The sequence below is a fragment of the Acinetobacter sp. ACNIH1 genome (assembly GCF_002934695.1).
GTDB lineage: Bacteria > Pseudomonadota > Gammaproteobacteria > Pseudomonadales > Moraxellaceae > Acinetobacter > Acinetobacter variabilis.
In genome coordinates, this window is record NZ_CP026420.1 from 1,480,775 (window position 1) to 1,507,275 (window position 26,501).

The 26,501-nt window shown below is 42.0% G+C and carries 25 protein-coding genes; 14 read left to right on the top strand and 11 right to left on the bottom strand.

Features of this window, described 5'->3' with window-relative positions:
- The first annotated feature begins 15 nt into the window (after positions 1-15).
- Positions 16-672, top strand: a complete 657-nt coding sequence (locus tag C3F22_RS07310) for a potassium channel family protein (protein WP_104426160.1) — start codon at positions 16-18, stop codon at positions 670-672.
- Positions 669-2,009: a TrkH family potassium uptake protein gene (locus tag C3F22_RS07315; RefSeq protein ID WP_034170353.1), complete on the top strand. Its 1,341-nt coding sequence runs from the start codon at positions 669-671 to the stop codon at positions 2,007-2,009. Before C3F22_RS07310 ends, C3F22_RS07315 begins: the two co-directional genes overlap by 4 nt.
- 63 nt (positions 2,010-2,072) lie before the next feature.
- On the opposite strand, the gene C3F22_RS07320 is transcribed toward C3F22_RS07315, so the two are convergent.
- The 3 genes from C3F22_RS07320 to C3F22_RS07330 form a co-directional block, all read right to left on the bottom strand.
- Positions 2,073-3,215 carry a phospholipase A gene (locus C3F22_RS07320; protein WP_104426161.1) on the bottom strand — a complete coding sequence of 381 codons (1,143 nt, stop codon included), beginning with the start codon at positions 3,213-3,215 and terminating at the stop codon, positions 2,073-2,075.
- A 22-nt stretch (positions 3,216-3,237) separates the two neighbouring features.
- Complete coding sequence (locus tag C3F22_RS07325; RefSeq protein WP_104426162.1) at positions 3,238-6,177, bottom strand: insulinase family protein; 2,940 nt, start codon at positions 6,175-6,177, stop codon at positions 3,238-3,240.
- 147 nt (positions 6,178-6,324) lie between these two features.
- Entirely contained in the window at positions 6,325-6,774 is a 450-nt protein-coding gene (locus tag C3F22_RS07330) for a GNAT family N-acetyltransferase (protein WP_034170350.1), read from the bottom strand.
- Positions 6,775-7,035: 261 nt separating this feature from the next.
- Between C3F22_RS07330 and C3F22_RS07335 the strand changes: the two genes are divergently transcribed.
- From C3F22_RS07335 to C3F22_RS07345, 3 genes are read left to right on the top strand one after another with little or no spacing between them, the layout of a single operon-like run.
- The gene (locus C3F22_RS07335; protein ID WP_104426163.1) at positions 7,036-8,040 is read left to right on the top strand and encodes an adenosine kinase; all 1,005 of its coding nucleotides are present in this window, start codon (positions 7,036-7,038) and stop codon (positions 8,038-8,040) included.
- Positions 8,041-8,054: 14 nt separating this feature from the next.
- Positions 8,055-8,363 carry a Rieske (2Fe-2S) protein gene (locus tag C3F22_RS07340; RefSeq protein WP_373684488.1) on the top strand — a complete coding sequence of 103 codons (309 nt, stop codon included), beginning with the start codon at positions 8,055-8,057 and terminating at the stop codon, positions 8,361-8,363.
- A 20-nt stretch (positions 8,364-8,383) separates the two neighbouring features.
- On the top strand, positions 8,384-9,004 hold the full coding sequence (locus C3F22_RS07345; RefSeq protein WP_034702547.1) for an OB-fold-containig protein: 621 nt from the start codon (positions 8,384-8,386) through the stop codon (positions 9,002-9,004).
- A gap of 58 nt (positions 9,005-9,062) precedes the next feature.
- Here the strand turns inward: C3F22_RS07345 and C3F22_RS07350 are convergent, their stop codons facing one another.
- Positions 9,063-9,737 carry a YidB family protein gene (locus C3F22_RS07350; protein ID WP_104426164.1) on the bottom strand — a complete coding sequence of 225 codons (675 nt, stop codon included), beginning with the start codon at positions 9,735-9,737 and terminating at the stop codon, positions 9,063-9,065.
- A gap of 113 nt (positions 9,738-9,850) precedes the next feature.
- The gene (locus tag C3F22_RS07355; RefSeq protein WP_104426165.1) at positions 9,851-10,321 is read right to left on the bottom strand and encodes a DUF6231 family protein; all 471 of its coding nucleotides are present in this window, start codon (positions 10,319-10,321) and stop codon (positions 9,851-9,853) included.
- Positions 10,322-10,356: 35 nt separating this feature from the next.
- Between C3F22_RS07355 and C3F22_RS07360 the strand changes: the two genes are divergently transcribed.
- Positions 10,357-11,229, top strand: coding sequence for a DUF2797 domain-containing protein (locus tag C3F22_RS07360; protein WP_104426166.1), 873 nt, complete (start codon positions 10,357-10,359; stop codon positions 11,227-11,229).
- A 110-nt stretch (positions 11,230-11,339) separates the two neighbouring features.
- Here the strand turns inward: C3F22_RS07360 and C3F22_RS07365 are convergent, their stop codons facing one another.
- From C3F22_RS07365 to C3F22_RS07375, 3 genes are all read right to left on the bottom strand, one after another.
- Positions 11,340-13,205 (bottom strand): SurA N-terminal domain-containing protein, encoded by a 1,866-nt coding sequence (locus C3F22_RS07365; RefSeq protein ID WP_104426167.1) that lies wholly within the window; start codon positions 13,203-13,205, stop codon positions 11,340-11,342.
- 130 nt (positions 13,206-13,335) lie between these two features.
- Positions 13,336-13,608, bottom strand: a complete 273-nt coding sequence (locus C3F22_RS07370; protein WP_004786051.1) for an HU family DNA-binding protein — start codon at positions 13,606-13,608, stop codon at positions 13,336-13,338.
- A gap of 157 nt (positions 13,609-13,765) precedes the next feature.
- A complete protein-coding gene (locus C3F22_RS07375; RefSeq protein WP_034170344.1) occupies positions 13,766-14,245 on the bottom strand; it encodes a phasin family protein in 480 nt (159 codons plus the stop codon).
- A 205-nt stretch (positions 14,246-14,450) separates the two neighbouring features.
- Here C3F22_RS07375 and C3F22_RS07380 point away from each other — a divergent pair, with 205 nt between their 5' ends.
- The 8 genes from C3F22_RS07380 (at position 14,451) to fdx (ending at position 20,653) form a co-directional block, all read left to right on the top strand.
- The gene (locus tag C3F22_RS07380; protein ID WP_104426168.1) at positions 14,451-15,101 is read left to right on the top strand and encodes a hypothetical protein; all 651 of its coding nucleotides are present in this window, start codon (positions 14,451-14,453) and stop codon (positions 15,099-15,101) included.
- A 111-nt stretch (positions 15,102-15,212) separates the two neighbouring features.
- Complete coding sequence (locus tag C3F22_RS07385) at positions 15,213-15,686, top strand: Rrf2 family transcriptional regulator (RefSeq protein ID WP_004786058.1); 474 nt, start codon at positions 15,213-15,215, stop codon at positions 15,684-15,686.
- Between the two features lies 1 nt (position 15,687).
- Positions 15,688-16,905 carry an IscS subfamily cysteine desulfurase gene (locus C3F22_RS07390; RefSeq protein WP_104426169.1) on the top strand — a complete coding sequence of 406 codons (1,218 nt, stop codon included), beginning with the start codon at positions 15,688-15,690 and terminating at the stop codon, positions 16,903-16,905.
- 104 nt (positions 16,906-17,009) lie between these two features.
- Positions 17,010-17,396 (top strand): Fe-S cluster assembly scaffold IscU, encoded by a 387-nt coding sequence (iscU, locus tag C3F22_RS07395; RefSeq protein WP_004786061.1) that lies wholly within the window; start codon positions 17,010-17,012, stop codon positions 17,394-17,396.
- A 36-nt stretch (positions 17,397-17,432) separates the two neighbouring features.
- Entirely contained in the window at positions 17,433-17,753 is a 321-nt protein-coding gene (gene iscA / locus C3F22_RS07400) for an iron-sulfur cluster assembly protein IscA (protein ID WP_004786063.1), read from the top strand.
- A 131-nt stretch (positions 17,754-17,884) separates the two neighbouring features.
- Positions 17,885-18,400: a Fe-S protein assembly co-chaperone HscB gene (hscB, locus tag C3F22_RS07405; RefSeq protein ID WP_104426170.1), complete on the top strand. Its 516-nt coding sequence runs from the start codon at positions 17,885-17,887 to the stop codon at positions 18,398-18,400.
- Between the two features lie 39 nt (positions 18,401-18,439).
- The gene (gene hscA, locus C3F22_RS07410; RefSeq protein WP_104426171.1) at positions 18,440-20,299 is read left to right on the top strand and encodes a Fe-S protein assembly chaperone HscA; all 1,860 of its coding nucleotides are present in this window, start codon (positions 18,440-18,442) and stop codon (positions 20,297-20,299) included.
- Between the two features lie 15 nt (positions 20,300-20,314).
- The gene (gene fdx / locus C3F22_RS07415; RefSeq protein ID WP_034702567.1) at positions 20,315-20,653 is read left to right on the top strand and encodes an ISC system 2Fe-2S type ferredoxin; all 339 of its coding nucleotides are present in this window, start codon (positions 20,315-20,317) and stop codon (positions 20,651-20,653) included.
- 73 nt (positions 20,654-20,726) lie between these two features.
- Here fdx and C3F22_RS07420 read toward each other — a convergent pair whose 3' ends face one another.
- From C3F22_RS07420 to mfd, 3 genes are all read right to left on the bottom strand, one after another.
- Positions 20,727-22,217: an adenylate/guanylate cyclase domain-containing protein gene (locus tag C3F22_RS07420; protein WP_104426172.1), complete on the bottom strand. Its 1,491-nt coding sequence runs from the start codon at positions 22,215-22,217 to the stop codon at positions 20,727-20,729.
- A 57-nt stretch (positions 22,218-22,274) separates the two neighbouring features.
- Positions 22,275-22,709, bottom strand: a complete 435-nt coding sequence (locus C3F22_RS07425; RefSeq protein WP_004786072.1) for an HIT domain-containing protein — start codon at positions 22,707-22,709, stop codon at positions 22,275-22,277.
- 226 nt (positions 22,710-22,935) lie between these two features.
- Positions 22,936-26,397 (bottom strand): transcription-repair coupling factor, encoded by a 3,462-nt coding sequence (mfd, locus tag C3F22_RS07430; RefSeq protein WP_104426173.1) that lies wholly within the window; start codon positions 26,395-26,397, stop codon positions 22,936-22,938.
- Positions 26,398-26,501: the final 104 nt, after the last annotated feature.

The following is a 26,501-nucleotide window of genomic DNA, read 5'->3' on the forward strand; positions in this document are numbered from 1 at the left end:
TTTAGGGAAATATGCATGGCTTTATTTGCAGTCATTGGGCTGGGTAGCTTCGGTGCAACAGTAGCGACTCAACTGATCAGCCTGAAACATGATGTGATTGGAATCGACCTCGATAAAAAATATGTGGAAAATATTTCCGATCAGCTCACCCATGCGGTCATTGCCGATGCAACCGATGAGCATGTTCTGGATGAACTGGATATCCAGCGCTGTGAAGCAGTCGTAGTCGCAATTGGTGAAGATATTGAAGCCAGTATTCTGTGTGTACTGCATCTGAAAAATATGGGTGTAAAGAAAATCTGGGCCAAAGCCAAATCCAAAGCCCACCATATGATTTTGACTCATCTGAATGTCGAAAAAATTATTCATCCTGAAGAAGATATGGGCGTCCGTGTGGCACAATCACTCAGCTATCCGATGGTTAGCCGTTATATGTCACTTGAAGATGATCATTATATTGTCAAGATCGAGATTCATGCCGATCATCATGACACTCCCTTACACCAGTTAATGAGTCAGGTTCCCGAAATTAAAGTTCTTTTACATAAACGCGGCACTGAAATACAACATATCGTAGATCTTGAGCTGTTACTTAAAGAAGGTGACATTCTGGTAGTGGAAGGATTGCTGGAGCCTCTACGCCGTTTGTCCAAGCATTTTAAGGCCATATGAAAAGCTCAAATTTAAACCAGAATAGGATTGTTAATCTCAGTCCACCGAGTCTGCTGGCCTTAGGTTTTCTCGGACTGATTTTTATTGGTTCTTTATTACTGATGCTGCCCTTTGCCCATCAAACTGAAATCAGCTGGTTAGAGGCGATTTTTACAGCGACTTCTGCAGTGACAATTACCGGACTGTCTGTGGTCAATGTTGGTGAAGCTTATACACCCTTTGGGCAGGTCGTGATTATGTTCCTGCTGCAATGTGGTGGTCTCGGTTTTATGACCTTTGCCATACTCGCCTTCATGAGCCTGTCTCCTAAACTTGGTTTAAGACAGCAAGTGATGGCACAGGAAGCTATTGGCCAGACCAGTTTGAAGAAAGTCAGTTTTACCATTAAAGCAGTTTTCCTATATTCCCTGTTTTTCGAAGCGATTGGCACCCTGATTTTAACCTTGGCTTGGCTGGAAGATTATCCTTTTGGTGAAGCACTGTTTTATGCGGCTTTCTATAGTGTTTCTGCGTTTAATAATGGCGGATTTTCCCTTTTCCCCAATAGCTTGATGAGCTTTTCCGGCCAGTATTTTGTGACCTTTACGATCAGTATGCTGTATATCATTGGCGGGATCGGTTTTCTGGTTCTGATGGATGTAAAACAGAATAAAAGCTGGCGCAAACTCAGTCCGAATAGCAAGCTGATTCTGACTACGATTATGGGTCTTAACCTGAGTGCTTTTATTGTACTCTGGCTATTAGAGGCCTCTAATCCACAAACTTTAGCGCTGATGAGCGTGGGTGATCAGGCACTCAATGCCTGGTTCCATGCCACAGTTCCCCGCTCTTCGGGTTTTTATAGTCTGCCCATGGACCAGATGAGCGATGCCTCTAGTCTAGTCACCATTTTTTTAATGTTTATTGGTGGCGGCTCCTTAAGTACGGCGGGTGGAATTAAAGTTGGCACCTTTATTATTGTGGTGATCAGCGTAATCAGTTTTCTACGCCGTGAAGATGAAATTCGCTTGTTCAATCATTCTATTTCTGAAAAAACCACTTTTAAGGCTTTAGCGGTTGTGTGTATTACCGCAGGTCTGGTCATGACCGGTTTTATGAGTTTACTCATTCTAGAACCCGATCATGATTTTTTAGATTTACTGTTTGAGGCGGTTTCTGCCGCCTGTACGGTCGGATTAACGCGTGGTGTTACTGGAGAATTGCAACCAGCGAGTTTAATCATTCTGATGCTGATGATGTATGCGGGTCGTCTAGGACCTTTGACCCTTGCCTATTTAATTGCAACACCGAAAAAGAGCCGTCTTAAACATCCGCCTTCAGAAATTCAGATTGGTTAAGATTTAAATGAATTCACATAAGCAAAAAACCACGCATAAGCGTGGTTTTTTACATGAAACAGATTAGTACCAATTCATTAAGGATACACCCAAGCCCACATAAGTTGCACGGTGATTATAATCAATCAGACTTTCACCATAACCATCAAAGAGCTGGAATTGACCGCGTAGACGCCCACTGATCGGAAATGACCAGTCGAACTGTACCGCACCACGGTTATCATCACCACCTTTAAGTGTATGACGCAACATCAGGGAAAAATCGTGGGCATTATGACGATAAAATGCAGTTAAATCTCCACGCCCGATATAGTTTTTAATCTCGGGATTATTGTCATCTGCACGATCTTCTTCGATACGATACCAAGGGCGCAGCATTATGGCGAAGTTGTCTTTTTCGAAACCGAGATTCAGCATTACCCGGTTCCAGCTACGAGATAATGGATCGGAACGGCCATTAGATTGATGATTCAGGGTTAGTCCCAGCATACGCCAGTTCAAACCAAACAGATCATAATTGGTACGGAAGATCAGGCTTGCTTCAGGCTCATAATTGGTTTCACGAAATGGTCTGGACTCTTCCGAGTTATATACCTGCCAGCGTGAAGACTGGGTATAACCCAGCCAGAGATCACCGTTATCACCCAGAATATTTTCAACCGCCTTGGTTTTTAAAGATAACTGGAATTTCCCTTCAATCGAGGTCAAATTCTGGTCTTCTTTAACCGTGTTATTTGGGTTTTCGCTTTGCGGAAACTCGTTTTTCTTGGAAGTCCAGAATCCTGGCATCAGATAAATCGGCTGATAGGAACGGATATTCCAGGTACCCAGTTTACTTTCCGGCGACAATTCCCAACGACTATCCAGCAAGGATAAAGTCGGAGTCAGCTTTGATCCTTCTGAAGCATAGATATTGGAAACGGTTTGTTCAATTTTTGCTTTGAGGTTATCAGGTTCGGGCGCAATTTCTATGGCTGCACGCCGTTCAGAAACAATATCTGGCTTACTATCGGCCGGTATTTTAAATACCGCATCATAACAGGCCAAGCGTTCTGAATTGGTTTCAACCGCAGAGCAAGCCTCCGCCGTTGCCGGCATCGGACTACTCGCTACAGTTTTATCTTCCGCATTAACTTGCGTCCCAACTACACAGCCAAGCAAAACGCCCAGCTGCAAAGTTGAGCGCTTAATAGAATTAAGCGCCATCCTCTATCCTCATTGTTTTTATTTATTGAACTTGCTGAATTGTAAAGCCGAGTTGTTCTAAAGTTTCTCGTTTGGCAAATGGCGCAACCACCGCTTTTGAAGCTTGCTGTTCAACCAGATAAGTCTGTGCGACACGTTTCAAATCATCTAGAGTGACATGCAACAAACGTTCCCGAAGCTGTTTACGGAATGCTGGCGTACGTTGATGCAGGTAGGCATAACAGGCAGTAATCGCTTCACCTGCTGGTGACCCCGGTTTGTCCATACTGGCAATTAAACCCAAGATGGCTTCTTCCAGCTGATGCGGTTGTTGAGGTGCGTTAAGCAACCATTGGATACTTGCATCAAAGTCCTGGAAAGTCTCTGCTAAGCGTGGATCGCGATAACTATAGAAGCGGAAAGAACATGCATTTCCGTCATAGCTTGCGCCACCACCATAAGCACCGCCTTTTTCACGGATTGCGCTATGCAGATAACCATTACGCAAGTAGCCTGCCAATACCATCAAGGCAGCAGCATCAGGATGTGAAACTTCTACCGCAGGATAAGCTGCTGCACAGAACTGCACATTGGTCTGAATCAACCAGGCTTCATCATTGCTGTGATTAACTTTTTCAACCTGAGTCAATTCTGCAGGTGCAGTATTCACTTCCAGCTTATCCCAGACATTTTGAATTTCTTCAATCAGACGCTCAGACTGCTGTTCTTCACACACCAACAGGAATTGTTTTGGTGCTTGCAGCAAGACTGCATGAATGCGTTTTAATTCATCAATCATGGCGTCATAAGCTGCTGGATCTTTTTCAGCCTGATTGACCAAGTTAATCAGCCAGTTCAAAGCACCCAGACCGGTATTATGATAATCACGCAAGGCTAGAGCGCTATGCTGACGTGATGCCACTTGCATCGCATAGCTATGACCCGAACCGGAAATACGTGATTGCCAGCGAGTTTTACGCTGTTGTAATAACTCAATAATACGGCCTTTTTCATCAAAGCGTAGCTGCTCAAAACCGATCTTTAACAGACGGATCGCATCCAGATGGCTAGCCAAAGATTTAGTCGTTAAAGTTAACCACGCACTGATCTTGTTTTTGTCATCCACTTTAGAACGCAATGAAGCGCCCATGCCCAGACCACCACTGACTGCTGTTTGCAGTTGCTGGAATTGCAGGTAATCATATTCACCCGCACCAACTTCACCCATTAAAATAGACAACAGGTTGAAATACGGTGATTGCACCACTTCATCTGGAATTTTCACCAATACCTGTTGGTAATAAATCCCATTAGTACCTGCATGATAAAGATTCAACGGCGTATCTACGCGGTTACAGATAATCTCACGCAACTGGCCTTGAACAATCTGCAATTCCGCAGGCACATCTTCCAGACCAACTTTAGGTAACAGATTCAAATCGTCTGGGGTATCTTGACGGATCTTTAATGCTTCAGTTTGGGCATTGATCTCTGCTTTTTGTTCTTCAGTTAAAGCTTTACCAATTTCAGCTAGACGTGCTTTTTCTTCTTCCGCTTCTTTGGTAGATTTGCTTGCATCCGGAACCAGAGTCAGTTGAACACGGTGCGGGTTATCTAAAAGATGATCTTTAATCAGATTCGACAGCCACATTGGATCTTGCAACTCTTCTTTTACTGAAGCAATTGCAGAGTCCACATCCCAGACTTCAACTGGATCACGATGGTGAATTGCACTGCTTAAGCCGCTTAAAATCAGGCTTAGACCATACGGTGTACCATCACCATTGATTTCACGCTGATGCAATTCGATCTGATGTAGGATCGCATCTACTGCCTGTTGATCAACAGGTTTAGAGGCAACTTCTTCCAGAACTTTGAAAACTCCGTTTTTGAATTCTTCAGCATGTTCAGGGTTTGAACCTTGAACCGCGCAGTAGAAGGTCATTTCAAAGTTGGAATCATCTACGCCCATGAATGGGCCAGTTGACTGTGCATAACCACAGGTTTCCAAGTAATGACGTAAGGGAGATGCTGAATCTTCCAGCAAAATCCCTTCTACGAGACGCAAGCCTAAACGTAACTTGATATCACTCGCTTCTGGCAATAACCATGACAATACGTGATAAGTCTTGTCCTTCAGATCTTCCCCATCAACTGCATAGGTTTCTGTTACATTGAGTGGCGCAGTTAAACGGGTTTCTGGCGTTGAATAAAGTGTTTCACCTTTTCCAAATTTAGACAGTGCCAGATTTTCAAACTGTTCCTGTAACTCAGCAGCAGATTTATTACCAAAGGTCATAAATACTGCATTACTTGGGTGATAATGCGTTTTATAGAAGTTCACCAGCTCTTCATAAGTCAGGTCTGGAATATCTTTAGGATCGCCGCCTGAGTTGTAGTGATAAGTGGTGTCCGGGAATAAGTGATGCGCCAAAGTATGATAAAGCTGATCTGAAGGTGAACTCATTGCCCCTTTCATTTCATTAAATACCACGCCTTTATACACTGGCTCGCCATTTTCCAGCTCAATACGGATACCTTCCTGAGCAAAATCCAGCGGATTCAGGTTCGCAGCAAAGGCCGCATCCATATAAACTTCTAATAAGTTCTGGAAGTCTTTATCATTTTGAGTTGCGAATGGATAAGCCGTCCAGTCTGCCGCTGTAAAGGCATTCATAAAAGTATTAAGCGAACGGCGAATCATCAAGAAGAACGGATCACGTACCGGGAATTTTTCTGAGCCGCACAGTGCAGTATGTTCCAGAATGTGCGCTTCACCTTTCGAATCCATTGGCTGGGTGCGAAACGCAACAAGAAAAACATTTTCATCATGATTGGTCGCCAGATGATAATGGGTGGCGCCAGTCACTTTATGCTTATATTCAGACACTAAAATGTCTAAAGCTTCAACATGTTGTTGACGTACCAACTGAAACGCAGGATGTACAGTTTGAGAAATGGTTTCAGTGACATCTACAGTCATGCGATCTCCTAATGCTTAAATTAAAAAATTATTATTCGCATTATAGCTGTAGTTGTTTGAATTATTCACGCAGAAAACCGAGGATTTTGATCGAATTAAGTAAACCTGATCATCTGATTTTTAAATGATCAGGTTTGGCAATGATCTCTAGATCATATACTTGAAATAGTTATAACTCGGGTGGTTTTCAACAAAGACATAGTTCTGTTTTTGATAGAAACTGGCGGCCAGTTTGGTATCGGTCTGTAAACAAAGTGCTGAATAAAATGGTCGTGCCAACTGCTCCAGATAAGCCAGAAGCTGCTTACCTACACCATGTTGACGATATTTTGGATGCACATAGAAGCGACGTACCCGGCCAATTCTTTCTTCAATGCCGTTATCGCCCCATTGCTGGTTTAAGCCGCCACAGGCAATCAGTTTATTGCCATCATAGGCACAGGCCAGAAATTCATTATTTTGACTGAAACAGTTTTTTCCAGTGCGGTATTCTTCAATTAACTTATCAATCAGGTCATAACCTTCTTTACGCGCCAGTGTCGCTAAAGTGTCAATCTGATCAGGGAGCTGCTCGGCTGTTACAATCTTAATATCCATATACCCACACTGTTTTAGATGATTGTTCAAATGTCGCACCAGTATAACTGCTTGGTACTCTAATCTTATAAATAAAATCCAACCTTTAAATCAATGGCTGCACTCGCTACCGTTTAAAAATAAACCAATTCTTAGACCAAAGATTCAAGCTGAATAAGTTACAGTATTTTTTAAAGTATTCTGAAAATGTTTCAGTGAACTACAGCAAACCCGAGCAATCGTGTAAACTTAGCACTTTCATTTTTAATGTGATATTTGGATATGTCTACTGTTGACCTTTTTGCGATTGGCAATGCGCTGATTGACCAGGAATTTAAAGTTTCTGATGAGTTTTTAACTGCACATCACTTGCAAAAAGGCACCATGCAACTTGCGGATGGTGAAGCTCAGGCTACTCTGTATCAAAACTTAAAAGCAACTCAAACTTATAAAGGTCAGGCTTCAGGCGGTTCAGCAGCCAATACTACAGTTGCATTTGCAGCTTTGGGCGGCTCTGCATTCTATGCCTGCCGTGTCGGTAATGATGATTTGGGTCATATCTATCTGCATGGCTTAAATGAAGCTGGCATTAAAACTACAACCCAATCGATTAGTGAAGGCGTAACCGGCACCTGTATGGTTCTGGTCAGCCCAGATTCTGAACGTACCATGCATACCTATTTAGGTATTACTGCTGAACTGACAGATGAACAGATTGACTTCCAGCCTTTAACAACTGCTAAATGGCTCTATATCGAAGGTTATCTGTCCACTTCAGAAACAGCACGTCAGGCCGTAAAACAGGCGCGTGAAATTGCCAGAGCCAATGGGGTTAAAATCGCATTTACCCTTTCTGATCCTGCCATGGTGCAATATGCCCGTGCCGGTCTGGATGAAATGATTGCAGATGGCGTTGATCTCTTGTTCTGCAACCAGCAAGAAGCATTGATGTATACCGAAACAGATACCATCGAAGCAGCTCTGGCTAAACTCAAGGAATTAAGTCAATACGTTGTCATTACAATGTCAGCTGATGGTGCGCTTATTTCCAATAATGGTGAAACCTTTACTGTGCCGGGCCGTGCTGTAACTGCAGTGGATGCCAATGGGGCTGGCGATGCTTTCGCGGGTGCTTTTTTATATGCGCTTAATGCGGGTCTTGGCTTAAAAACAGCAGCAGAACTGGCAATTTTGGTGTCTAGTCAAGTGGTAGCGCAATTTGGGCCACGACTGGCGGTTTCAGAATACACCGCATTATTAAAAGATGTTCTTAAGGAATGTGCTTAATGTTTAAAATTTGCATGACTGACGATATTCCAGAGCGTGAAGCACGCTCTTTTGAACTTCCGAATGGGGATACAATTTTTATTACCCAGCGTGATGGTTCGTTTTATGCTTACCAAAATATTTGTCCACATTTACAGGTAGAACTGGAATTTCTGGAAAACCAGTTTCTGGACCGTGATCAGGAATTTATTGAATGCTCTACTCATGGCGCGCTGTTCGTAGTCGAAAGCGGTGAATGTATTTCTGGACCTTGTCAAGGCCAATCACTTGAAAAAGTTGATATTACCGTGCATTCTGATGGCGGAATTTATCTTTCAGAATAATAGCTAAAACGGATTTTGCCATGCCTGAGTTTTTACTTGACTATAACCTGATGCCATTTCATCTCAGTTTATTGTTCATCATTCTGCTTGGCGTGGCAAAAACAGTTGCCTTCTATTTTAAGCTTAAACCCAGTCAACTCCTGGAACGCATTTCTCCATATGACTTTCAGAATGTTGAATGGCTAAATGTCAAATTTTCCAAAACCCTGATTGTTTTTTTCTTCCTGATGAATTTTAGCTTTTCCGGCTATTTTCTTCAGTTTCTGATCTATTCACAGGAATATCATTTCTTACCTGCCTATTACATCATTCTACCGGCATTGATCATTGCGATTTTCTTTACCGTATTTATGATTCATTGTCTGGATCAGGTTATTCCACCTAAATATAAAAAGAATGATGTAAACCTGCTAGGCCGTTTAGCCACAATTTCGAGCGGCAATGCCCGTCCCGGTTTTTCTGCCCAAGCGCGAGTTCGGGATGAGTATGGTCAATTGCATTATGTTCAGGTCGAACCTGAATTTGGCGAACTGGAATTTCAGTCTCAGATTATTTTAATCCGTCTTAGAAAATCGCATTATGTGGCCAAGAAGATCTGTAAATCCAACCGACTCTTTAGCTTGAATCTGGAAGAAGCTTAAAGAATTCAATAGAAAAAATCCCGGCTAAAAGTCGGGATTTTTTATTGGATAGATTTATTTATTTTTTAAACAAGCCTGAGACCATATTCAATACATTCTGAATATCATTATTGGCTTCCTGCTTGCTGGTTTGCTCACCTTGTGGTGTCAGTGAATCAATAATCTGCGGCAAGACCTGAGAAATGGCGCTATAGACATCCTGTTTAGGCACATGGGTCTGTTCTGCGACCTGTTCTACTTCCTGGTCATCAAACAGGTTTTGTACCTGCTGCGGATCAACATTGGCATTTTCACCCGGGCCAGTAGAGACCCAGTCATCGACCTGGCTATTTAAACCTTGTCCTTTGAGTTTGTCCAAGGCTCCTTGCAAACCGCCCTGTTTCTGAATCCAGGCCAAGACCAGGGGCAAGACAGCAATCAATAAAGTCTTTGTCGTTGAACTGCCACCCGGTCCAGAACTCGGTCGAGCGGAAGATTGGCTCCCACCTCCGAGCTGACTGAGTACAGAACCTAAAATTGCACCTAGACCATTTTGCTTGTTTTGCTGTTGTGAGTTTTGATGCTGCTGATTTGGATTCTGGTTTTGCTGACTGGCATTATTGATATGACCCAATACTGATCCCAGAATATCTGCCAATCCCCCTTGCTGGGATGAACGCTGCTGGGATTGCGACTGGTTATTTCCCAAGGCTTGCTTGGCCAGCATTTCCACAATACTACTAAGATTGGTCATAACTCATTCCTGTATACGCCTTCTCTACAGAATAGAGTCTGGGCTTATATTTTCCATGCAGGATTTTGTTAATATTTGCAATACTGATATAAGTCCTTCCTAGCTTTCCAATTTTACCAGCGATATTTATCCCAGTTTTCAGGGTTAGCCCAGAATTTAGAGTTAAACCAGTCTGGCACATGTTTATAAGTCAAAATATTGAATTGCCAGAGTGCAAAATCTGCCTCATGAACTGTCTTGTCAATCAACTGGGTCAGACCTAGAGACCTGAGCAGTTTTTCATCCTGCAAGCGACTCACCACAACCAGACGTTTTGCAAATAAATCACGCATTTTAACCAGAATTTGACTCTTCTGCTGTTCTGACAATGCTAAGGTTTCAGGAGTGTCCAGCATCATTACTGCCAGGTCATAACGCTGTTGAAAAGGCAGATTTAAAACCTCAGATACGTTAAAATAGTGCCATTGAATAGATTGCTGAAACTGAGATTGGGTCAAATCCTGCCCGATACAAATAGCAGTATGAATTGGCTGTTCCTTGGCGAAATCGTCTAGCATTGAAGTGATGACATTCTGTTCAGCCATGACTGCATCCTTATGATTTAAGTGAGTAATTTTTTATGGAACTTCAGGGCATTTGCCATAAAATGCACGTCGGTCTTACAGACCTTAGTGTAACTGATCAAAATACCCAGCGGGCAAATGTTGAATACAAATTAATATTAGATGGATCAGAAATTAACCTTCCATTCCAGTTAGGTCAGGAAATCGAGATTGAATGGACAGGAAATATCTATTGTGTTTCTTGCGGCAAAAAAACTTCTAAATCATTCTCACAAGGCCACTGTTTTAAATGTTTTAAAACTAAAGCTTCATGTGATATGTGTATCATGAAACCGGAAACCTGCCATTATCATTTAGGCACTTGCCGGGAAGATGAGTTTGCACAGAATGTCTGCTTCCAGCCACATATTGTTTATCTGGCCAATTCTAGTGCATTGAAAGTCGGAATTACCCGGATCAATCAAATGCCGACTCGCTGGCTGGATCAGGGTGCAACTCAAGCCCTTCCTATCATGAAAGTGGGTTCTCGCCGTCTTTCCGGTAAACTGGAAGTGATGTTTGGTACTCAGGTCGCAGATAAAACCGACTGGCGTAAATTACTCAAAAGTGAAGCGGAACCTTTAAATCTGATTGAGGTTCGCGATCAGCTGATTGAAGAATTTGCACCGAAAATCCAAACTATCCGTGAAGAGTTTAATCAGAATTTGCAGTTTAATGAGAATATTGAAGTTTTGGATAAGGAATTACCACGTGAGTTCATCTATCCGATAGAGCAATATCCAGAAAAAATCAAATCTCACAATTTAGATAAAACTCCAGTGATCCGAGGCAAACTACAAGGGATTAAAGGCCAATATCTGATTCTGGATACTGGTGTGATTAATATCCGTAAATATACAGGTTATGAGCTAATTTTTAGAGCGGAATAAAATGACCGGATTTCAGAAGAGAGTTATATGCTCTCTTCTTATTTTGGATATTATTTCTTACTTAAGAAAATAAAAAACCAGCCCGTAGGCTGGTTTTTTAAAAGCGAATCTTATTTGATTTTTGCGTGAGATTTTAAGTAACGCGTATAATCATCAAATTCTTGTTGACCACGAAGCTGTTGATACAATTTCACCAGCTCACTACGTTGCTCTGCACTTAAAACATCGATCGGATTTTTCTTCACTTCAGAAACTGCCACAACCACCAATTCATTTGGCATATTTACTGTCGTTACTGACCAGTGACCTGCTTTAGGCGCTGGCACGCTAAATGCTGCACGTTGTACATCACGCTTAAGCAGACCTTCTGCGCGTGTATAGATGCCTGCATCTTCAAATACCAGTTTACCTTTCGCAACGGATGCTGCAGGCTTGGTTTTAAACTCATTCAATGCAGTTTGAACTTCAGCTTTGGCCGCAGCAAATGCTTTATCTTGAATCAGTTCCGCTTTTACTGCTGGTTTAGCTTCTGCCAGTGTCTGCTCACCCGCTGCATGATAATTGCGAACTTTTACCCAAGCCACATCACCATTGGCTAACTGAATGCTTGAAGATGCATTACGGTCGCCATTTTTCACGTCATCATTAAACAGTTTAATTTTGACAGCTGCATCACTTAGCAATGGATCACGTGTCGCAAGTGTCACACCATTTGCTTTCTGAACCTGAATACCCTTCACTTCCTGAGCAACGACATCTAGCGAGTCCGCACTTACGACCATGTCATTCAGACTGTTTACCGTATCAGAGAATGCATTAGATTTTTTCGCTGCCAATACTTCTTCAGATAAACGTGCTTTTTGAGATTCAAAAGATGGAACTGCTACATCAGGCAATTGGACTGAAATAATATGGTAGCCATAATCTGTTTTAACAGGCGCTGAAACTTGACCAGATTTTAAGGATGCAACAGTCTGATCAAATGTAGTACCGAACACGCCTTTTTCATAGACAGCAATAGCACCGCCTTTAGATTTAGATTCAGGATCCTCAGAGTATTGAGCTGCTGCTTGTGCAAAAGTGGTACCGGCTTTGATTTTAGCTGCAATTTCGCTTGCCAATTTTTTGGCCTCAGCATCGCTACGACTATCTGCAGTCACCAGAATATGTTTAACCTCTGGTTTTACATTCTGCTTCTGGTCAGCCACAAATTTATTATAGGCTTCCTGCAATTCTGCATCAGTGACCGCTACATTGGCAGTATCAATATTGCTCGGCTTGATCACCACATAATCCACATCAACGCTACTTGGTTGCTTGAATTGGGATTTGTGCTTTTCATAATATGCTGCAATATCAGCTTCTGATACTTTTACTGCTTTTTTATAGCTGTCCAGATTCACGCTAGCGATATGAATATGACGCTGTTCAGTTTGCAGATCTGCAATTTGCTGCATTTCAACCGGACTAACTAGTGGATAATCCATAAAAGTAGAAGACAGCATTTTCAATGCATGGTCTTTACGTAAACTTTCTACTAAAGCATTGTTGGTCATGCCAATTGATTTCAGGTAATTTTCATATAAAGCATTAGAAAATTTGCCATTCTCCTGAAAAGAAGGCTGCTGTGAAATCATTTGTGCAATTTGCTGGTCACTCAGGCTAATCCCCAGTTTTTCAGCCTGTTGCAAGAGCAAGGTACGCGCAACCAGAGTATCCATCGCTTTTTGATCGATGAAGCTTTGATTTAATAAGGTTTCATCACCATTGGCATAACTTAAGTATTGTTGTTTGAATGATTTTGTCAGTGACTCTAATTCTTGTTTAGAGATATCAGTTCCATTGACTGATTTTGCTGCATCAGAATTCCCGCCGCTAAAATATCCTTCAATACCTACAAGCGCTAAAGGGGTTAAAAACAGAACGAGCAAGACCTTGCCCAACCAACCCTTAATAACTTTACGAAAAGATTCCATAAGTATTCCAATATTTTATTTGCAGAGGATTTTAACCGAAAAAACCCATTGAATGAATGTGTTAATCAAAACAATTAAATCTATCAATAAAAAACGCGCCAAAGAAGGCGCGTTTTAGGATTGAAGCAGCTTAAGCAACAGCGTCTTTTAAGCCTTTACCTGCTTTGAAGCTAGGTACTTTGCTTGCTTTAATTTCAAGAGTAGCACCAGTTTGTGGATTACGGCCAGTACGTGCAGCACGCTCTTTAACGCCGAAAGTACCGAAACCAACTAGAGTTACTGTATCACCCGCTTTTAAAGCTTCAGTAACAGAAGCAATTGTAGCATCTAAAGCTTTACCTGCGTCAGCCTTAGATAATCCCCCTTTCTCTGCAATTGCATCAATTAATTCTGATTTATTCATGAAAACTACGTCCTCTTAATATCGTTTATTTAAGGTCCAAGAATTTGTTTAAACTACCATAACGCCTTTATAGCAATGCTTTAGGTATAAACGCAATACTTATAAACCTCTTTTTTTTCAAAATATATGCGAAAAAAACATTGAATTATGAAGAAAATCATTTTGTGTGTATTTTTTCCGATAATTCTTTCTGTATTTTTTCTTGCTGCAAGGTCAATTCATCAACCTTGGCATGCAACTGAAGAATTAAACGCTCCAAATGTTGTACATCCTTCAGTGTGACTAATCCTATACGATTCAAGGAATGATGAACAGAGTTGTCGATCAGTTTTTCAACCTTATCTTTGGTATCTGTCACAGATTCGCGTGCTTTTTCGGAGACTTTTTCCACAGTTTGATCTGCAATATCGACTGTTTTGGATTCTAGCTCTTCTCCGACCTTGACCAGCGAGTCAAACAGTTTATTGCCTTCTTCCTCTGCCCGGGAAAATGCCCCAAGACCAGCCAACCAGATCTGCTTGGTATATTTACGAAAGTCCAGCATTGAACGTCGCTCTGAAGCAGACTTTGACTTACTCTTCACTGGTTTTTCAATCAATTCCTGATCTGTATCTTGTGTCGTTTTTGTTTTATCCATGTACACGACTCCTGCTTATTTTCTATGCAAATATCATAAAATTATCTACAAAATCACCGCATAATAGCAAATTAAGGGCTTGATAGATTTGCTAAACTGTTCTACAAAGCACTTTATTTCAAGTCTAATTTGATTTAACCCTGAAATCTTTTACTCAGCAGGATGCTTTTTCATTTTAATTTTCAGGTAAGGATTGGTTTTATATATGAGTGAATCGCAACAAAGTCAAAATCAACCACATTTGTTGCTTACGATGACTTTGATCGTTTTAGAAACAATATTCACGTTCATTCTCAAACATGACCGTGTTGTTGCTCTTCAGGCGAAGAAGTTTGTAGATGAGAATATTACAATAAAAATCAATAGTTATATTCCCTATTTTGATTTCTATGTTCAATTTACCAAAGACGGGCTGTTATTTGACTATAAAGCACCAGGCAGAGTTATTGATCTGGATGTTCGTACCACTTTAATGGATCTGATTAAGATCTTTATCTTTGGTAATCGCAGAAGCATTCGTGCGATGCGTATTGACGGTAATCAGGTTTTAAAAGACGAGTTCCGGGATTTACTGACTTTATTTGCCTTACCTAAAGTATTGTCCGACTGGAAGCACTGGTTATCTGAACCACCAGCAGATGAGACCGATATTGTTTCATCAAGAAAACGTATTGCGCCTTTATTAAAGAAAATTGAAGATCAACGTTCTAAAATTAATAGCCTGCAAGTTGAAGTTAAACAGTATCGCAACCGCATTAAACGTATGGAACGCCGTCAAAAGCGGATCAATATGGTCTTTAGTATAATCACAGTACTTTTGATTGCGTTATTAGTGTATAATTGGATCAGCGCGTAATTCTTTCATTTTCAGAAAATTAAATACGCTCGCCATTCACAAAAATAACTTGACTAATTTAGTCGGGATTCATAAAATCTACACATCTAGTCTAACCATGTGTATCGAATCATGCGCCTAACCACTCGCGGTCGCTACGCAGTGACTGCTCTACTTGATTTAGCTTTGCAGCCATCTGAACAAACGATCACGCTTGCTGAAATTGCAGCACGTCAAACTATTTCTGTTGCCTATCTCGAGCAGTTATTTGCGAAACTAAAACGTCATGGTCTAGTTTCGAGTGTTCGCGGTGCCAATGGTGGATACCATTTAGCACGCAGCGCAGATGAAATTACTGTGTTAGCAATTATTGAAGCTGTAAACGAAACAGTCGATGCGACTCGCTGTGACCATAAAGGCAACTGCCAAAATGGCGCGATGTGCTTGACTCATGATTTATGGCAAGAACTCTCCCACCACATTGCCGATTATCTCGCAAAAATCACCCTTGCTGACCTTGTAGCCCGTGACAACGTTCAAACCGTGTCATTACGCCAAAATTCAGCAAACATTGATTCAGCCCTTTTATCGGTTACAGGTATTTGACATGAAACGTCCGATTTATCTTGACTATGCAGCAACAACTCCGGTAGATCCTCAAGTTGCAGAACGTATGATGGAATGCTTAACTTTCGAAGGCACCTTCGGTAATGCAGCATCTCGTTCACATGCTTATGGCTGGCAAGCGGAAGAAAAAGTTGAATACGCCCGTGAACAAGTGGCGAATTTAGTAAAAGCTGATCCGCGTGAAATCGTATGGACTTCAGGTGCAACTGAATCTGACAACCTTGCATTAAAAGGTGTGGCTCAGTTCTATGCATCTAAAGGCAAACACATCATCACTTCTAAAATTGAACATAAAGCAATTTTGGATACTTGTCGTGAGCTAGAGTCTGAAGGTTTTGAGATTACTTATCTTGAGCCGCAACCAAAAACTGGCTTAATTACCCCAGAAATGGTTGAAGCAGCGATTCGTCCGGATACCATTCTTGTTTCCCTGATGATGGTAAACAACGAAATCGGTACGACAACTGATGTTGCTGCGATTGGTGAAATCACCCGCGCGAAAAAGATTTTCTTCCACGTTGATGCTGCACAGGCTGCGGGTAAAGTTGAAATCGATCTTTCTCAATTGAAAGTCGATTTGATGAGCTTCTCTGCACATAAAATCTATGGTCCTAAAGGTATTGGTGCCCTGTTCGTACGTCGTTCACCACGTGTACGTCTAAAAGCACAAATGCATGGTGGCGGTCATGAACGTGGTATGCGTTCAGGTACTCTTGCAACTCACCAGATCGTTGGTATGGGTGAAGCATTTGAACTTGCAGGCAAAAATTTACAGTCTGAACAAGCTCGTTTACGTGTACTTCGTGACAAGCTTTGGAATGGCTTACAAGATCTTGAACAGGTATTCTTGAACGGTCACCCAACTCAAAACGTTGCAAACTACTTAAACGTAAGTTTCAACTTTGTTGAAGGTGAATCATTGATGATGGCACTGAAAGATGCAGCGGTATCTTCAGGTTCAGCATGTACATCTGCAACACTTGAACCATCTTATGTACTTCGTGCATTAGGTCTTTCTGATGAGCTTGCACACAGTTCGATTCGCTTCAGCTTTGGTAAGTACACCACTGAAGAAGATATCGATCACGTTTTAAATATCACTAAAGCTGCTGTTGAGAAATTACGTGAACTTTCTCCGCTTTGGGATATGTACAAAGAAGGTATCGACCTTTCTACAGTTGAATGGGCTGAGCACTAATTTTTGACTCTGAGATAGCTGTATTTACACTGCTATCTCATTGATAAAAAATTTTTAATCCCCATATTTATATTAAGGCTGACCCCGAGTTTTGGAGAAGCAACATGGCTTATAGCGAAAAAGTAATTGATCATTACGAAAACCCACGTAACGTTGGTGTTTTAGACAAAAATGCAGAAAACGTTGGTACTGGTATGGTCGGTGCACCTGCTTGTGGTGACGTAATGCGTTTACAGATCCAAGTAAATGATGAAGGCGTGATTGAAGAAGCACGTTTTAAAACTTATGGTTGCGGTTCTGCAATTGCATCAAGTTCATTAGTGACTGAATGGTTAAAAGGTAAAACCTTAGACCAAGCACAAGCGATCAAAAACATTGATATCGCAAATGAATTGGCTCTTCCACCAGTAAAAGTACACTGCTCTGTACTGGCTGAAGATGCAATTAAAGCGGCTGTTGAAGACTACCGCAACAAGAAGTCTAAAGCTTAATCATTCGTTTTTTGAAGAAAGATTCACGGAGTTTTCATGATCCACTTAACTGAAAATGCAGCAACTCATATCAGCAATTACCTCAAAAGTCGCGGTAAGGGTGAAGGCATTCGTGTTGGTGTGAAAACTTCAGGCTGTTCTGGTCTTGCTTATGTTCTTGAGTTTGTCGACGAAGTCGATACTCATGACCAGGTCTTTGAACAGTTTGGTGTTAAAGTTTTCGTAGATCCAAAAAGTCTGGTGTATCTCGAAGGTCTAGAAATGGACTACGTAAAAAACGGCTTGAACGAAGGCTTCGAATTTAACAATCCAAATAAAAAAGGCGAATGTGGTTGTGGTGAGTCATTCACTGTCTGATTGCAGCAATAATTCTCTTTTTTCAGCATTAAAACAGTGTGAAATACACTGTTTTAATTGCATTTAGGCAGTTATTTTAATTGTCATCAAGCTTAATCATTTTTGCATATTAATCGCGGACTCTATCTCCCATGAATCATTTTGAGTTGTTCAATCTTCCTGTAGCACTCGATATTGATTTAGCCACTTTAAAAGCAGAGTTTTTAAAGTTGCAGCAACAATATCACCCCGATAAAGCTGAAGATAAAGATCAGGCTTTGATTAAATCAAGCGAGATCAATCAGGCATTCAAGGCTTTGTCAGCGGTTGATAGCCGTGCAGCTTATTTACTGTCTTTAAAAAAACAGGACTATCATCTGGATCAGTCTATTAGCGATTTTGAATTTCTTCAGGATGCGCTGGAAATTCGCGAACAATTAGATGAAGCTTCATCGGCTGAAGATCTTTCTTCTCTGAAAGTTGAAGTTCAGCAATGGATTGATGGTCTGGTTCGTGAGTTCAAAATCGACTATGAAGATGAAGACTGGAGTGAAGCTCGCGATACCGTGCGTAAACTGCGTTTCTTTGTTAAAGTCATGGCAGACATCGACAAAGCGGAAGACCGTTTCCTAGATGATGACAGCTTTGATCTTGATGATGAATTTTAATTTTTCTATTTAATTTTAACGTGCAAAGGATGTAACACTATGGCTCTCTTGCAGATTGCAGAACCAGGTCAATCAAGTGCACCACATGAACACCGCATTGCGATTGGTATCGATTTAGGCACCACCCACTCTTTGGTTGCCACGGTTCTTTCAGGTCAAGCCAAAGTACTCAAAGATGAACAAGGTCGTGTGTTACTTCCTTCTATCGTTCATTATGCAGCACAAAGCACTGAATATGGCAATGATGCCAAACCTTTTATTACCACCGATCCTAAAAATACGATTGTATCCGTAAAACGTTTTATGGGTCGCTCCCAAGCAGATATTAAATTCCAGCATCCTTATGCCTTGGTGGGCGAAGCGAATGAAATGCCGGCATTTGAAACTGCGCAAGGACGTAAAACGCCAGTTGAGATTTCTGCGGAAATTTTAAAGCAGCTTAAAGAACGTGCTGAAGCCAGCTTAAAAAATGAGATTAATGGTGCCGTGATTACGGTTCCTGCGTATTTCGATGAAGCACAACGCCAGGCAACACGTGATGCTGCGCAACTGGCCGGTTTAAACGTTCTGCGTTTATTGAATGAACCAACGGCTGCTGCGGTAGCTTATGGACTGGATCAGGAAACTAACTTGAGCACAGATCGCAACTATGTGATCTATGACTTGGGCGGCGGTACCTTTGACGTATCCATTCTGCGTTTCTCTCAAGGTGTGTTCGAAGTATTGGCGACTGGGGGCCATACTGCTCTAGGTGGTGACGATCTGGATCGTCTGATTTTAAAATGGGCTAAAAAACAGCTTAATATCGAAACCCTAGATGATGCTGAATATGCGCATTTCATTACTGCTGCGCGTAAAGCTAAAGAAGCATTATCTGATACAGACTCAGTTGAATTAAAGCTGCTTGATCAAAGCCTGACTTTAGATCGCCCGACTTTTGAAGAAATCATCAAGGTTGCTTTGGATAAAACCATCAGCGTTTGTAAGCGTGTCATGCGTGATGCCAAGCTGGAACTTGATGATATTCAGAATGTGGTGCTTGTAGGTGGTTCTACCCGCTCGTACGCCGTGCAAAAAGCAGTACGTGATGTGTTTAACCAAGAGCCTCTATGCACCATTAACCCGGATGAAGTGGTTGCGATTGGTGCTTCAATTACAGCGAATCAGCTCATTGGCAACAGCAAAGATGGATCATTATTATTAGATGTGACTCCACTTTCTCTTGGTCTGGAAACCATGGGCGGTCTGGTTGAGCGTCTGATTTCACGCAATACCGCGATTCCAGTCGCACGCCGCCAGGAATTTACGACCTATCAGGATGGCCAAACCGCTATGCTGATTCACGTAGTTCAAGGTGAACGTGATCTAGTAGAACATTGTCGTAGCTTGGGCCGTTTTGTACTGCATGGCATTCCGCCAATGACCGCAGGTCAGGCACGCATTGAAGTGACTTTCCAAGTGGATGCAGATGGCTTGTTGACCGTTTCTGCCAAAGAAATGACTTCAGGTGTGACGGCACAAATCGATATCAAACCATCTTATGGCTTGTCGAGTGAAGATACTGAACGTCTGCTGTTAGAAGGTTATCAGTTTGCTGAAGAAGACAAAAACCTTCGTCATCTGCAGGAAACCAAGGTGGAAGCACAACGTGAACTTGAAGCACTGGTTCAGGCACTGAAAGTAGATGCTCAATTGATGAATGAACAGCAATTGGCAGAACTGACTGCTGCGCAAGCACGACTTGAGTCCGAGCTACAAGGTACAGATATCAAAGCCATTGAATCTGCAGTAGAACAGCTTAAAATACATAGTGATGCGTTTGCTGCTCTGCGCATGAATCAACATATTGATGCTGCCCTTAAAGGCACTAAACTCGACGATTGGTCAAACTCAAACTAATTTAAGGTAAAGACTATGCCACGTATTAAAGTTCTTCCACATGCGCAAATTTGCCCTGAAGGCGCTGAGTTTGAAGTTGAACAAGATGCCAATCTATGTGAAAGCATGCTGAAAAACGGAATCAAGATTGAACATGCGTGTGATATGTCATGTGCATGTACCACTTGCCACGTAATTGTTCGTCGCGGTTTCGACAGCCTTGAAGAAATGAATGATGTCGAAGCTGATCTGCTCGATCGTGCTTGGGGTTTAGAGCCTGATTCCCGTCTGTCTTGCCAAGTGAAGATTGTGGATGAAGATCTGGAAGTTGAAATTCCAAAATATACCATTAATCATGCTTCAGAAAATCACTAAGATTCTGAAATCAAAAAACCACGCTTAGGCGTGGTTTTTTTATGGTCTTTATCATTTATTTAAATCATAAAAATTAGATGACTTTTGATTGTTCAGCTGCTCGAAATGCTTCTTCAGCAGATAAAGGTTCAATCACTTCATCTTCAAGTTTTAATTTCACAATTCCTTGAGAGTTGGTCAGTTGCTGCTGGGTTTGAATGCGTTTAATCATTTTCTCCAGTACATGCAATAACTCTGGATAATCATAGTTTTGCACTTCATCCAGATTTAACAGTAAATGAAAACCTTTATATTGATAATCAAACCAGCGCTGATATTCAACTTTCTGGAAGGCATATTTTTCCATCACTTGCCAAGTGCGAACCGGCGCCTTAATCCCTTTCAGGAAAATTGGCTCTTTAGGTGCACATAGATAGTCATTTTTGATCAGGTTATGGGTATCTTCAGAAATCAGGATTTCATCAACTTCCGCAGCACTTTGTAAGCGTGCAGCCAGATTGGCATCACGACCAACAATAGTATAGGCCATACGGTGATTGGCACCATAGTTCCCCACGTGGCAATAACCGGTTGAAATCCCCATACGGATATGTAATGGCGGATAACCCATTTTAATCCAGCGTTCGCGTAACAATTTCATTTGCTGACGCATTGAAATTGCCATTTCCAGACAGTTTTTAGCATCCTGCTCTACACCATCTGAATGCGGATCGCCAAAGAAGATCAGGATGGCATCACCCATGAACTTATCGACTGTTGCTTCATATTTCTTGGCGATTTCAGTCATATGGCTTAAATAGTCATTCAACAGGAAAGCCAAATCATCCGGAATCAGAGTTTCAGAAAGCTCTGTAAATCCCTGAATATCCGAAAAGAAAATCGTGAGTTTTTTACGTTTGTATTCGATCTTAGCTTCAGATTCGCCTTTCATGATGGATTGCCATAACTGCACTGGCGCATAACGGCTGAGCTGATTGGCGAATTCCATATAACGGTTCATCTGGTCGAAATAATGGTTTTTCTTCTGGGTCATATATTGCATACGACCGCTTTGATAGAAATTTCCAACACCAAAATAAGTAATCAGACAGATGAAACCTAGTACGGTGAGTTCGGTACTGGTTGGACTGAAATAGCTGGTAAATCCAAAAATGCCAATGGTAGACAGATAAAAGATCATGGTGCCAATCAGGCCAGCCAGTGACACCATCATGAATGAAATCTTGTTATTAATGGCGGTATACAGCAATGTAACTACTGCCAGTAGAGACAACACCAGATCCAGATGCACAGCTGCAAGTACAACCGATACGATAATCACATCTAGAACAAAGAAGAAATTACGTTTTAAATTATAGTCATATTTATAAATCATCCACCGGGATAATTTCGGTGTGATCACCAAAACCAGTGCCAGAAATAACGGAACAAAAATCTGGTAATTGGTGTCCGGTTCCGTGTAGTGATAGACGATCAGAACCAGAGACAGCATGATATATCCCATCATCCGATGGAAATATTCAAACTGTTTTGGTTCCTGATGAATCCAGTCGTCTAATTGCACTCAATTACTCTCTTAAAGTCCAAAATCCTGAATGGACCATAAAATGTATGTCAACGCTTAGTCCATACGCCAGTCAAATGGCATATCCCCTTGACCGCGTAAAGCCAGCATCAAGGTTTGACGCATATGTGCCAATACTTCACTGCTATAAGGAACTGCTGGAGTGCCCCATACCGGCTTAGGCCATGCCACATCGTTTTGATAACGAACCACATGATGAAAATGCAGTTGTGGCACCATATTGCCCAAAGCTGCGACATTCATTTTGTCGGCACGGAATACACGCGCTAACTGGCTAGATAACCAGCTTGATTCACGTAAAAACTGCTCTTGGTCAGCTTGGCTCAATTCATATAATTCGGTAATGCCTGGTACACGCGGAACCAGAATCAACCACGGAAATTGCATATCATTCATCAAACGACATGTTGATAAAGGAAAGTCGCCTACAAAAAACGTATCTTGAGCAAGTTGTGGATGCAAACTAAACATATCTTTATAAATGATGCAAAATTAGAATGATGGCTAATACTACCATATACAATTGCGGCTGAGTATTGTAAGCGGGCGCTTTAGGGCAATTTTGTATGAATTGTGAAGGACAAAACGGCAAACTATTAGCTTAAATAATTTCATATGAAAACAAGCTGATATTCACACTATATATATAAAAATGAAATATAGTGTGAATATTCATATTCCATGAAATCTAAAAATATTAATTTAGCTCTTTTAATAGGCTATCCAGTAAATCGCTGATGAACTGGATTCGTTTTTGATAATCTTCCAGCATCACCATCACTTTCAATCGCTGGCCGCCTTCCATCCTGAAATATGTCGGATGTTTCTGCATCATCTGGATAATACTCATGGCTTGAACTGGTGTATCTGGTGAAAATTCGATATGGCCACCCTGCCCACCAATGTCAATTTTGGTAATGCTCAATTGCTCGGCTTTAAGACGTAGCTGATGCACAGCAAATAATTGTTTCACCGGTTGCGGCGGAATGCCAAAACGGTCAATCAGTTCCATACGGATATTATCGAGTTTTTCCTGAGTATCAGTATTACTGATGCGTTTATAGAACAGCAAGCGCTGATGTACATCACCCAGATAATCGTCCGGAATCAGGGCTGGCATATGCAGGTTGATTTCCGCAGTTAAAGACAGTGGCGCATCAAAATTCGGCGTTTTACCTTTTTGAATCGCTTTAGTCGCCTTTTCCAGCATTTCCATATACAGGCTATAGCCGATCGCCTGCATCGAACCACTTTGCTGCTCACCTAGAAGTTCACCTGCACCGCGAATTTCCAGATCTTCGGTGGCCAGCATAAAGCCTGCACCCAAAGTCGAGGCACGTTGAATCGCTTCCAGACGTTTTTCTGCATCACCTTTCAAGGCTTTTAGGGATGGCACTAACAGATAGGCATAAGCCTGGTGATGCGAACGCCCAACCCGGCCACGCAACTGGTGTAACTGTGCAAGACCGAGCTTGTCTGCCCGCTCAATAATAATAGTATTGGCATTAGGTACATCAATCCCGGTCTCAATAATGGTCGAGCACACCAGAACATTGTATTCCTTGTGATAGAACTGCTGCATCACCTGCTCCAGTTCACGCTCACGCATTTGCCCATGGGCCACAATGACACGTGCTTCCGGCACCAGATTCCGGATATTTTCTGCAGCACGGTCAATGGTATCGACTTCATTATGCAGGAAATAGACCTGACCACCACGCAGTAATTCACGCAGAATCGCCTCCCGAATGGTGTCGCTGGTATGTTCCTGCACAAAAGTTTTTACAGCCAGACGGCGTGCTGGTGGCGTCGCGATAATCGACAGATCACGCATTCCGCTAAAGGCCATATTCAAGGTACGTGGAATTGGTGTTGCGGTAAGAGTCAGCATATCCACATCGGCACGCAAGGCCTTAATACGTTCTTTATCACGCACCCCGAAACGATGTTCTTCATCAACAATCATCAGCCCCAGATTATGGAACTGGACATTTTCCTGTAAAAGCTTATGGGTGCCGATGACAATATCGACTTTGCCATCTGCTAGGTCTTCAATGGTTTTGGTATGAGCTTTAGAAGAACCGAAACGGGAAAGCACTTCAATGCGTACTGGCCAATCCGCAAAACGGTCTTTGAAAGATTCATAATGCTGCTGTGCCAGCAAAGTAGTGGGTACTAATACCGCAACCTGGCGATTATTTTGTACCGCGACAAAGGCTGCCCGCATGGCGACTTCAGTTTTACCAAAACCGACATCACCACAGACCAGACGGTCCATTGGTTTTGCAAGTTGCATATCATATAGTGTGGCTTCAATCGCATTGGCCTGATCCGGTGTTTCTTCATAAGCAAAGCCGCTAGCAAACTGCATATACAGACTTTGATCAACCTCAAAACTGATCCCCGGCTTAGATGAACGACGTGCCTGAATATGTAATAACTCGGCTGCGACATCATGAATCTGTTCCAAAGCTTTACGCTTGGCTTTATTCCAAGCATCTGTACCCAGTTTATGTAAAGGTGCTAGATCTGGATCGCCACCACTATAGCGGCTGATCAGATGCAGGTTAGTCACCGGGACATAGACTTTAGCGCCTTCAGCATAGTCCAGTTGCAGAAATTCATGATCCTGATCATCGATACTTAAAGTAATTAGGCCTGCATAACGTCCCACACCATAATCAATGTGTACCACTGGTGCACCAATGCTTAGCTCGGTCAGACTGCGGATCAGGAATTCTTCTGATACTTCCTGCTGACGCTTGCGACGACGTTGGACCACACGATGTTCGTAAAGCTGATTTTCCGAGATCACACTGATCCGATTTGTCAGAACAAGACCACGTTCCAATGGTGCACTGGTAATCGCAATCGCATGCAGAGAATCGACAAAAGCATCAAAGTTTTCTACGGTCGGAATATCGCCCAGACTTGGGCGCAGCGCATCTTTTAAGGTTTCACGACGACCGGCACTTTCAGCAACCAGTAAAACCGGATGATCGGCCGCATCAATATATTTTTTGACTTCGGTAAAGGGCTTTTCACGTTTTGGATCAACAGGCAAGCGTGGTGGTAACTGGGTATCCAGATTAATCACGCCGGCTTTCTCATCAAAAGCTTCTTGTGCCGCAATGATGCGACTAAACTGATTTAGCTGTTCTAAAAGCTGATTGGTCGGACAGAACAGTGTTTCAGGCGGCAGAATCGGCTGATCAATATTATGACGGCGATCTTCATAACGGCGAGTTACGTCCTGCCAGAACTGTTCTAAACTCTGCTCCAACGCCTTATCTGTAATGACAATGCCATTCTTTGGTAAGTATGAAATTAAGGTACTTTGCCCTTGCATCGCTTCATGACTAAAGAATAAAGGCAGGTAGAACTCAATTCCCGGTGAAGCAATGCCATCCATTACATCCTGATAAATTGGATTTTTCTTTGGATTAGCTGTGGGGAAAAATTCTGCATAACGGTCACGGAAAGTAGCACGACCCTCCTTCAGTGGAAATTCTTGTGCAGGTAATACGGTAAATTGTTCTAGAGTTTGCGTAGTACGTTGCGTTTCCGGATCAAAAAATTTCAGGGTTTCAATTTCATCATCGAACAGGTCAATCCGGATTGGTGCATCCTGACCTGAAGCATATATATCGATAATGCTACCGCGAACTGCAAATTCACCATGATCATAAACGGTGTCGACCAGATGATAACCAGCCTGAATCAGTTTTTTCTTTTGCTGTTCCAGATCCAGCTTTTGCCCGACTCGAATATCGAAGTGTTCACCCAGCACCCATGAAGTAGGTGCAACACGCTGTGCCAATGTAGAAGCTGCCAGCAACAATACGCCGCTTTGGGGCATATTAGATAAAATTGCCAGACGTTCGGAGACGATATCCTGATGCGGTGACAGACGGTCATAAGGCAAAATTTCCCAATCTGGAAATATGGTCGGTTTAATCCCATAAAATTCCAGTTCACTTTCCAGTTGACCCAAATGCTGGTTATTACGCGCAACAATAACAAATAGACGCGATTGTTGCTGCTTGATAATTTCTTTCAGCAATAATGCAGTAGACGAGCCTTGCAGATTGCCTAACCAGCGTTTCTCGCCTGCCTTGAGCTTGGGTAAATTAAGTTGGGAAATTTCTTGTTGGAACATGTATATAGCTTTAAAGTCTAAACAACATGAAGCTTATACTATCACGATGATCTGGTGCTATTTCGTTATTTTTATGCAGTCGTTACAGATTGACTGCACAGGAT

Bases quoted from the DNA above. Each gene is read 5' to 3' on its own strand.
- C3F22_RS07310 (WP_104426160.1), top strand. From the start codon at position 16: ATGGCTTTATTTGCAGTCATTGGGCTGGGTAGCTTCGGTGCAACAGTA.
- C3F22_RS07315 (WP_034170353.1), top strand. From the start codon at position 669: ATGAAAAGCTCAAATTTAAACCAGAATAGGATTGTTAATCTCAGTCCA.
- C3F22_RS07320 (WP_104426161.1), bottom strand. From the start codon at position 3,215: ATGGCGCTTAATTCTATTAAGCGCTCAACTTTGCAGCTGGGCGTTTTG.
- C3F22_RS07325 (WP_104426162.1), bottom strand. From the start codon at position 6,177: ATGACTGTAGATGTCACTGAAACCATTTCTCAAACTGTACATCCTGCG.
- C3F22_RS07330 (WP_034170350.1), bottom strand. From the start codon at position 6,774: ATGGATATTAAGATTGTAACAGCCGAGCAGCTCCCTGATCAGATTGAC.
- C3F22_RS07335 (WP_104426163.1), top strand. From the start codon at position 7,036: ATGTCTACTGTTGACCTTTTTGCGATTGGCAATGCGCTGATTGACCAG.
- C3F22_RS07340 (WP_373684488.1), top strand. From the start codon at position 8,055: ATGACTGACGATATTCCAGAGCGTGAAGCACGCTCTTTTGAACTTCCG.
- C3F22_RS07345 (WP_034702547.1), top strand. From the start codon at position 8,384: ATGCCTGAGTTTTTACTTGACTATAACCTGATGCCATTTCATCTCAGT.
- C3F22_RS07350 (WP_104426164.1), bottom strand. From the start codon at position 9,737: ATGACCAATCTTAGTAGTATTGTGGAAATGCTGGCCAAGCAAGCCTTG.
- C3F22_RS07355 (WP_104426165.1), bottom strand. From the start codon at position 10,321: ATGGCTGAACAGAATGTCATCACTTCAATGCTAGACGATTTCGCCAAG.
- C3F22_RS07360 (WP_104426166.1), top strand. From the start codon at position 10,357: ATGGAACTTCAGGGCATTTGCCATAAAATGCACGTCGGTCTTACAGAC.
- C3F22_RS07365 (WP_104426167.1), bottom strand. From the start codon at position 13,205: ATGGAATCTTTTCGTAAAGTTATTAAGGGTTGGTTGGGCAAGGTCTTG.
- C3F22_RS07370 (WP_004786051.1), bottom strand. From the start codon at position 13,608: ATGAATAAATCAGAATTAATTGATGCAATTGCAGAGAAAGGGGGATTA.
- C3F22_RS07375 (WP_034170344.1), bottom strand. From the start codon at position 14,245: ATGGATAAAACAAAAACGACACAAGATACAGATCAGGAATTGATTGAA.
- C3F22_RS07380 (WP_104426168.1), top strand. From the start codon at position 14,451: ATGAGTGAATCGCAACAAAGTCAAAATCAACCACATTTGTTGCTTACG.
- C3F22_RS07385 (WP_004786058.1), top strand. From the start codon at position 15,213: ATGCGCCTAACCACTCGCGGTCGCTACGCAGTGACTGCTCTACTTGAT.
- C3F22_RS07390 (WP_104426169.1), top strand. From the start codon at position 15,688: ATGAAACGTCCGATTTATCTTGACTATGCAGCAACAACTCCGGTAGAT.
- iscU (WP_004786061.1), top strand. From the start codon at position 17,010: ATGGCTTATAGCGAAAAAGTAATTGATCATTACGAAAACCCACGTAAC.
- iscA (WP_004786063.1), top strand. From the start codon at position 17,433: ATGATCCACTTAACTGAAAATGCAGCAACTCATATCAGCAATTACCTC.
- hscB (WP_104426170.1), top strand. From the start codon at position 17,885: ATGAATCATTTTGAGTTGTTCAATCTTCCTGTAGCACTCGATATTGAT.
- hscA (WP_104426171.1), top strand. From the start codon at position 18,440: ATGGCTCTCTTGCAGATTGCAGAACCAGGTCAATCAAGTGCACCACAT.
- fdx (WP_034702567.1), top strand. From the start codon at position 20,315: ATGCCACGTATTAAAGTTCTTCCACATGCGCAAATTTGCCCTGAAGGC.
- C3F22_RS07425 (WP_004786072.1), bottom strand. From the start codon at position 22,709: ATGTTTAGTTTGCATCCACAACTTGCTCAAGATACGTTTTTTGTAGGC.
- mfd (WP_104426173.1), bottom strand. From the start codon at position 26,397: ATGTTCCAACAAGAAATTTCCCAACTTAATTTACCCAAGCTCAAGGCA.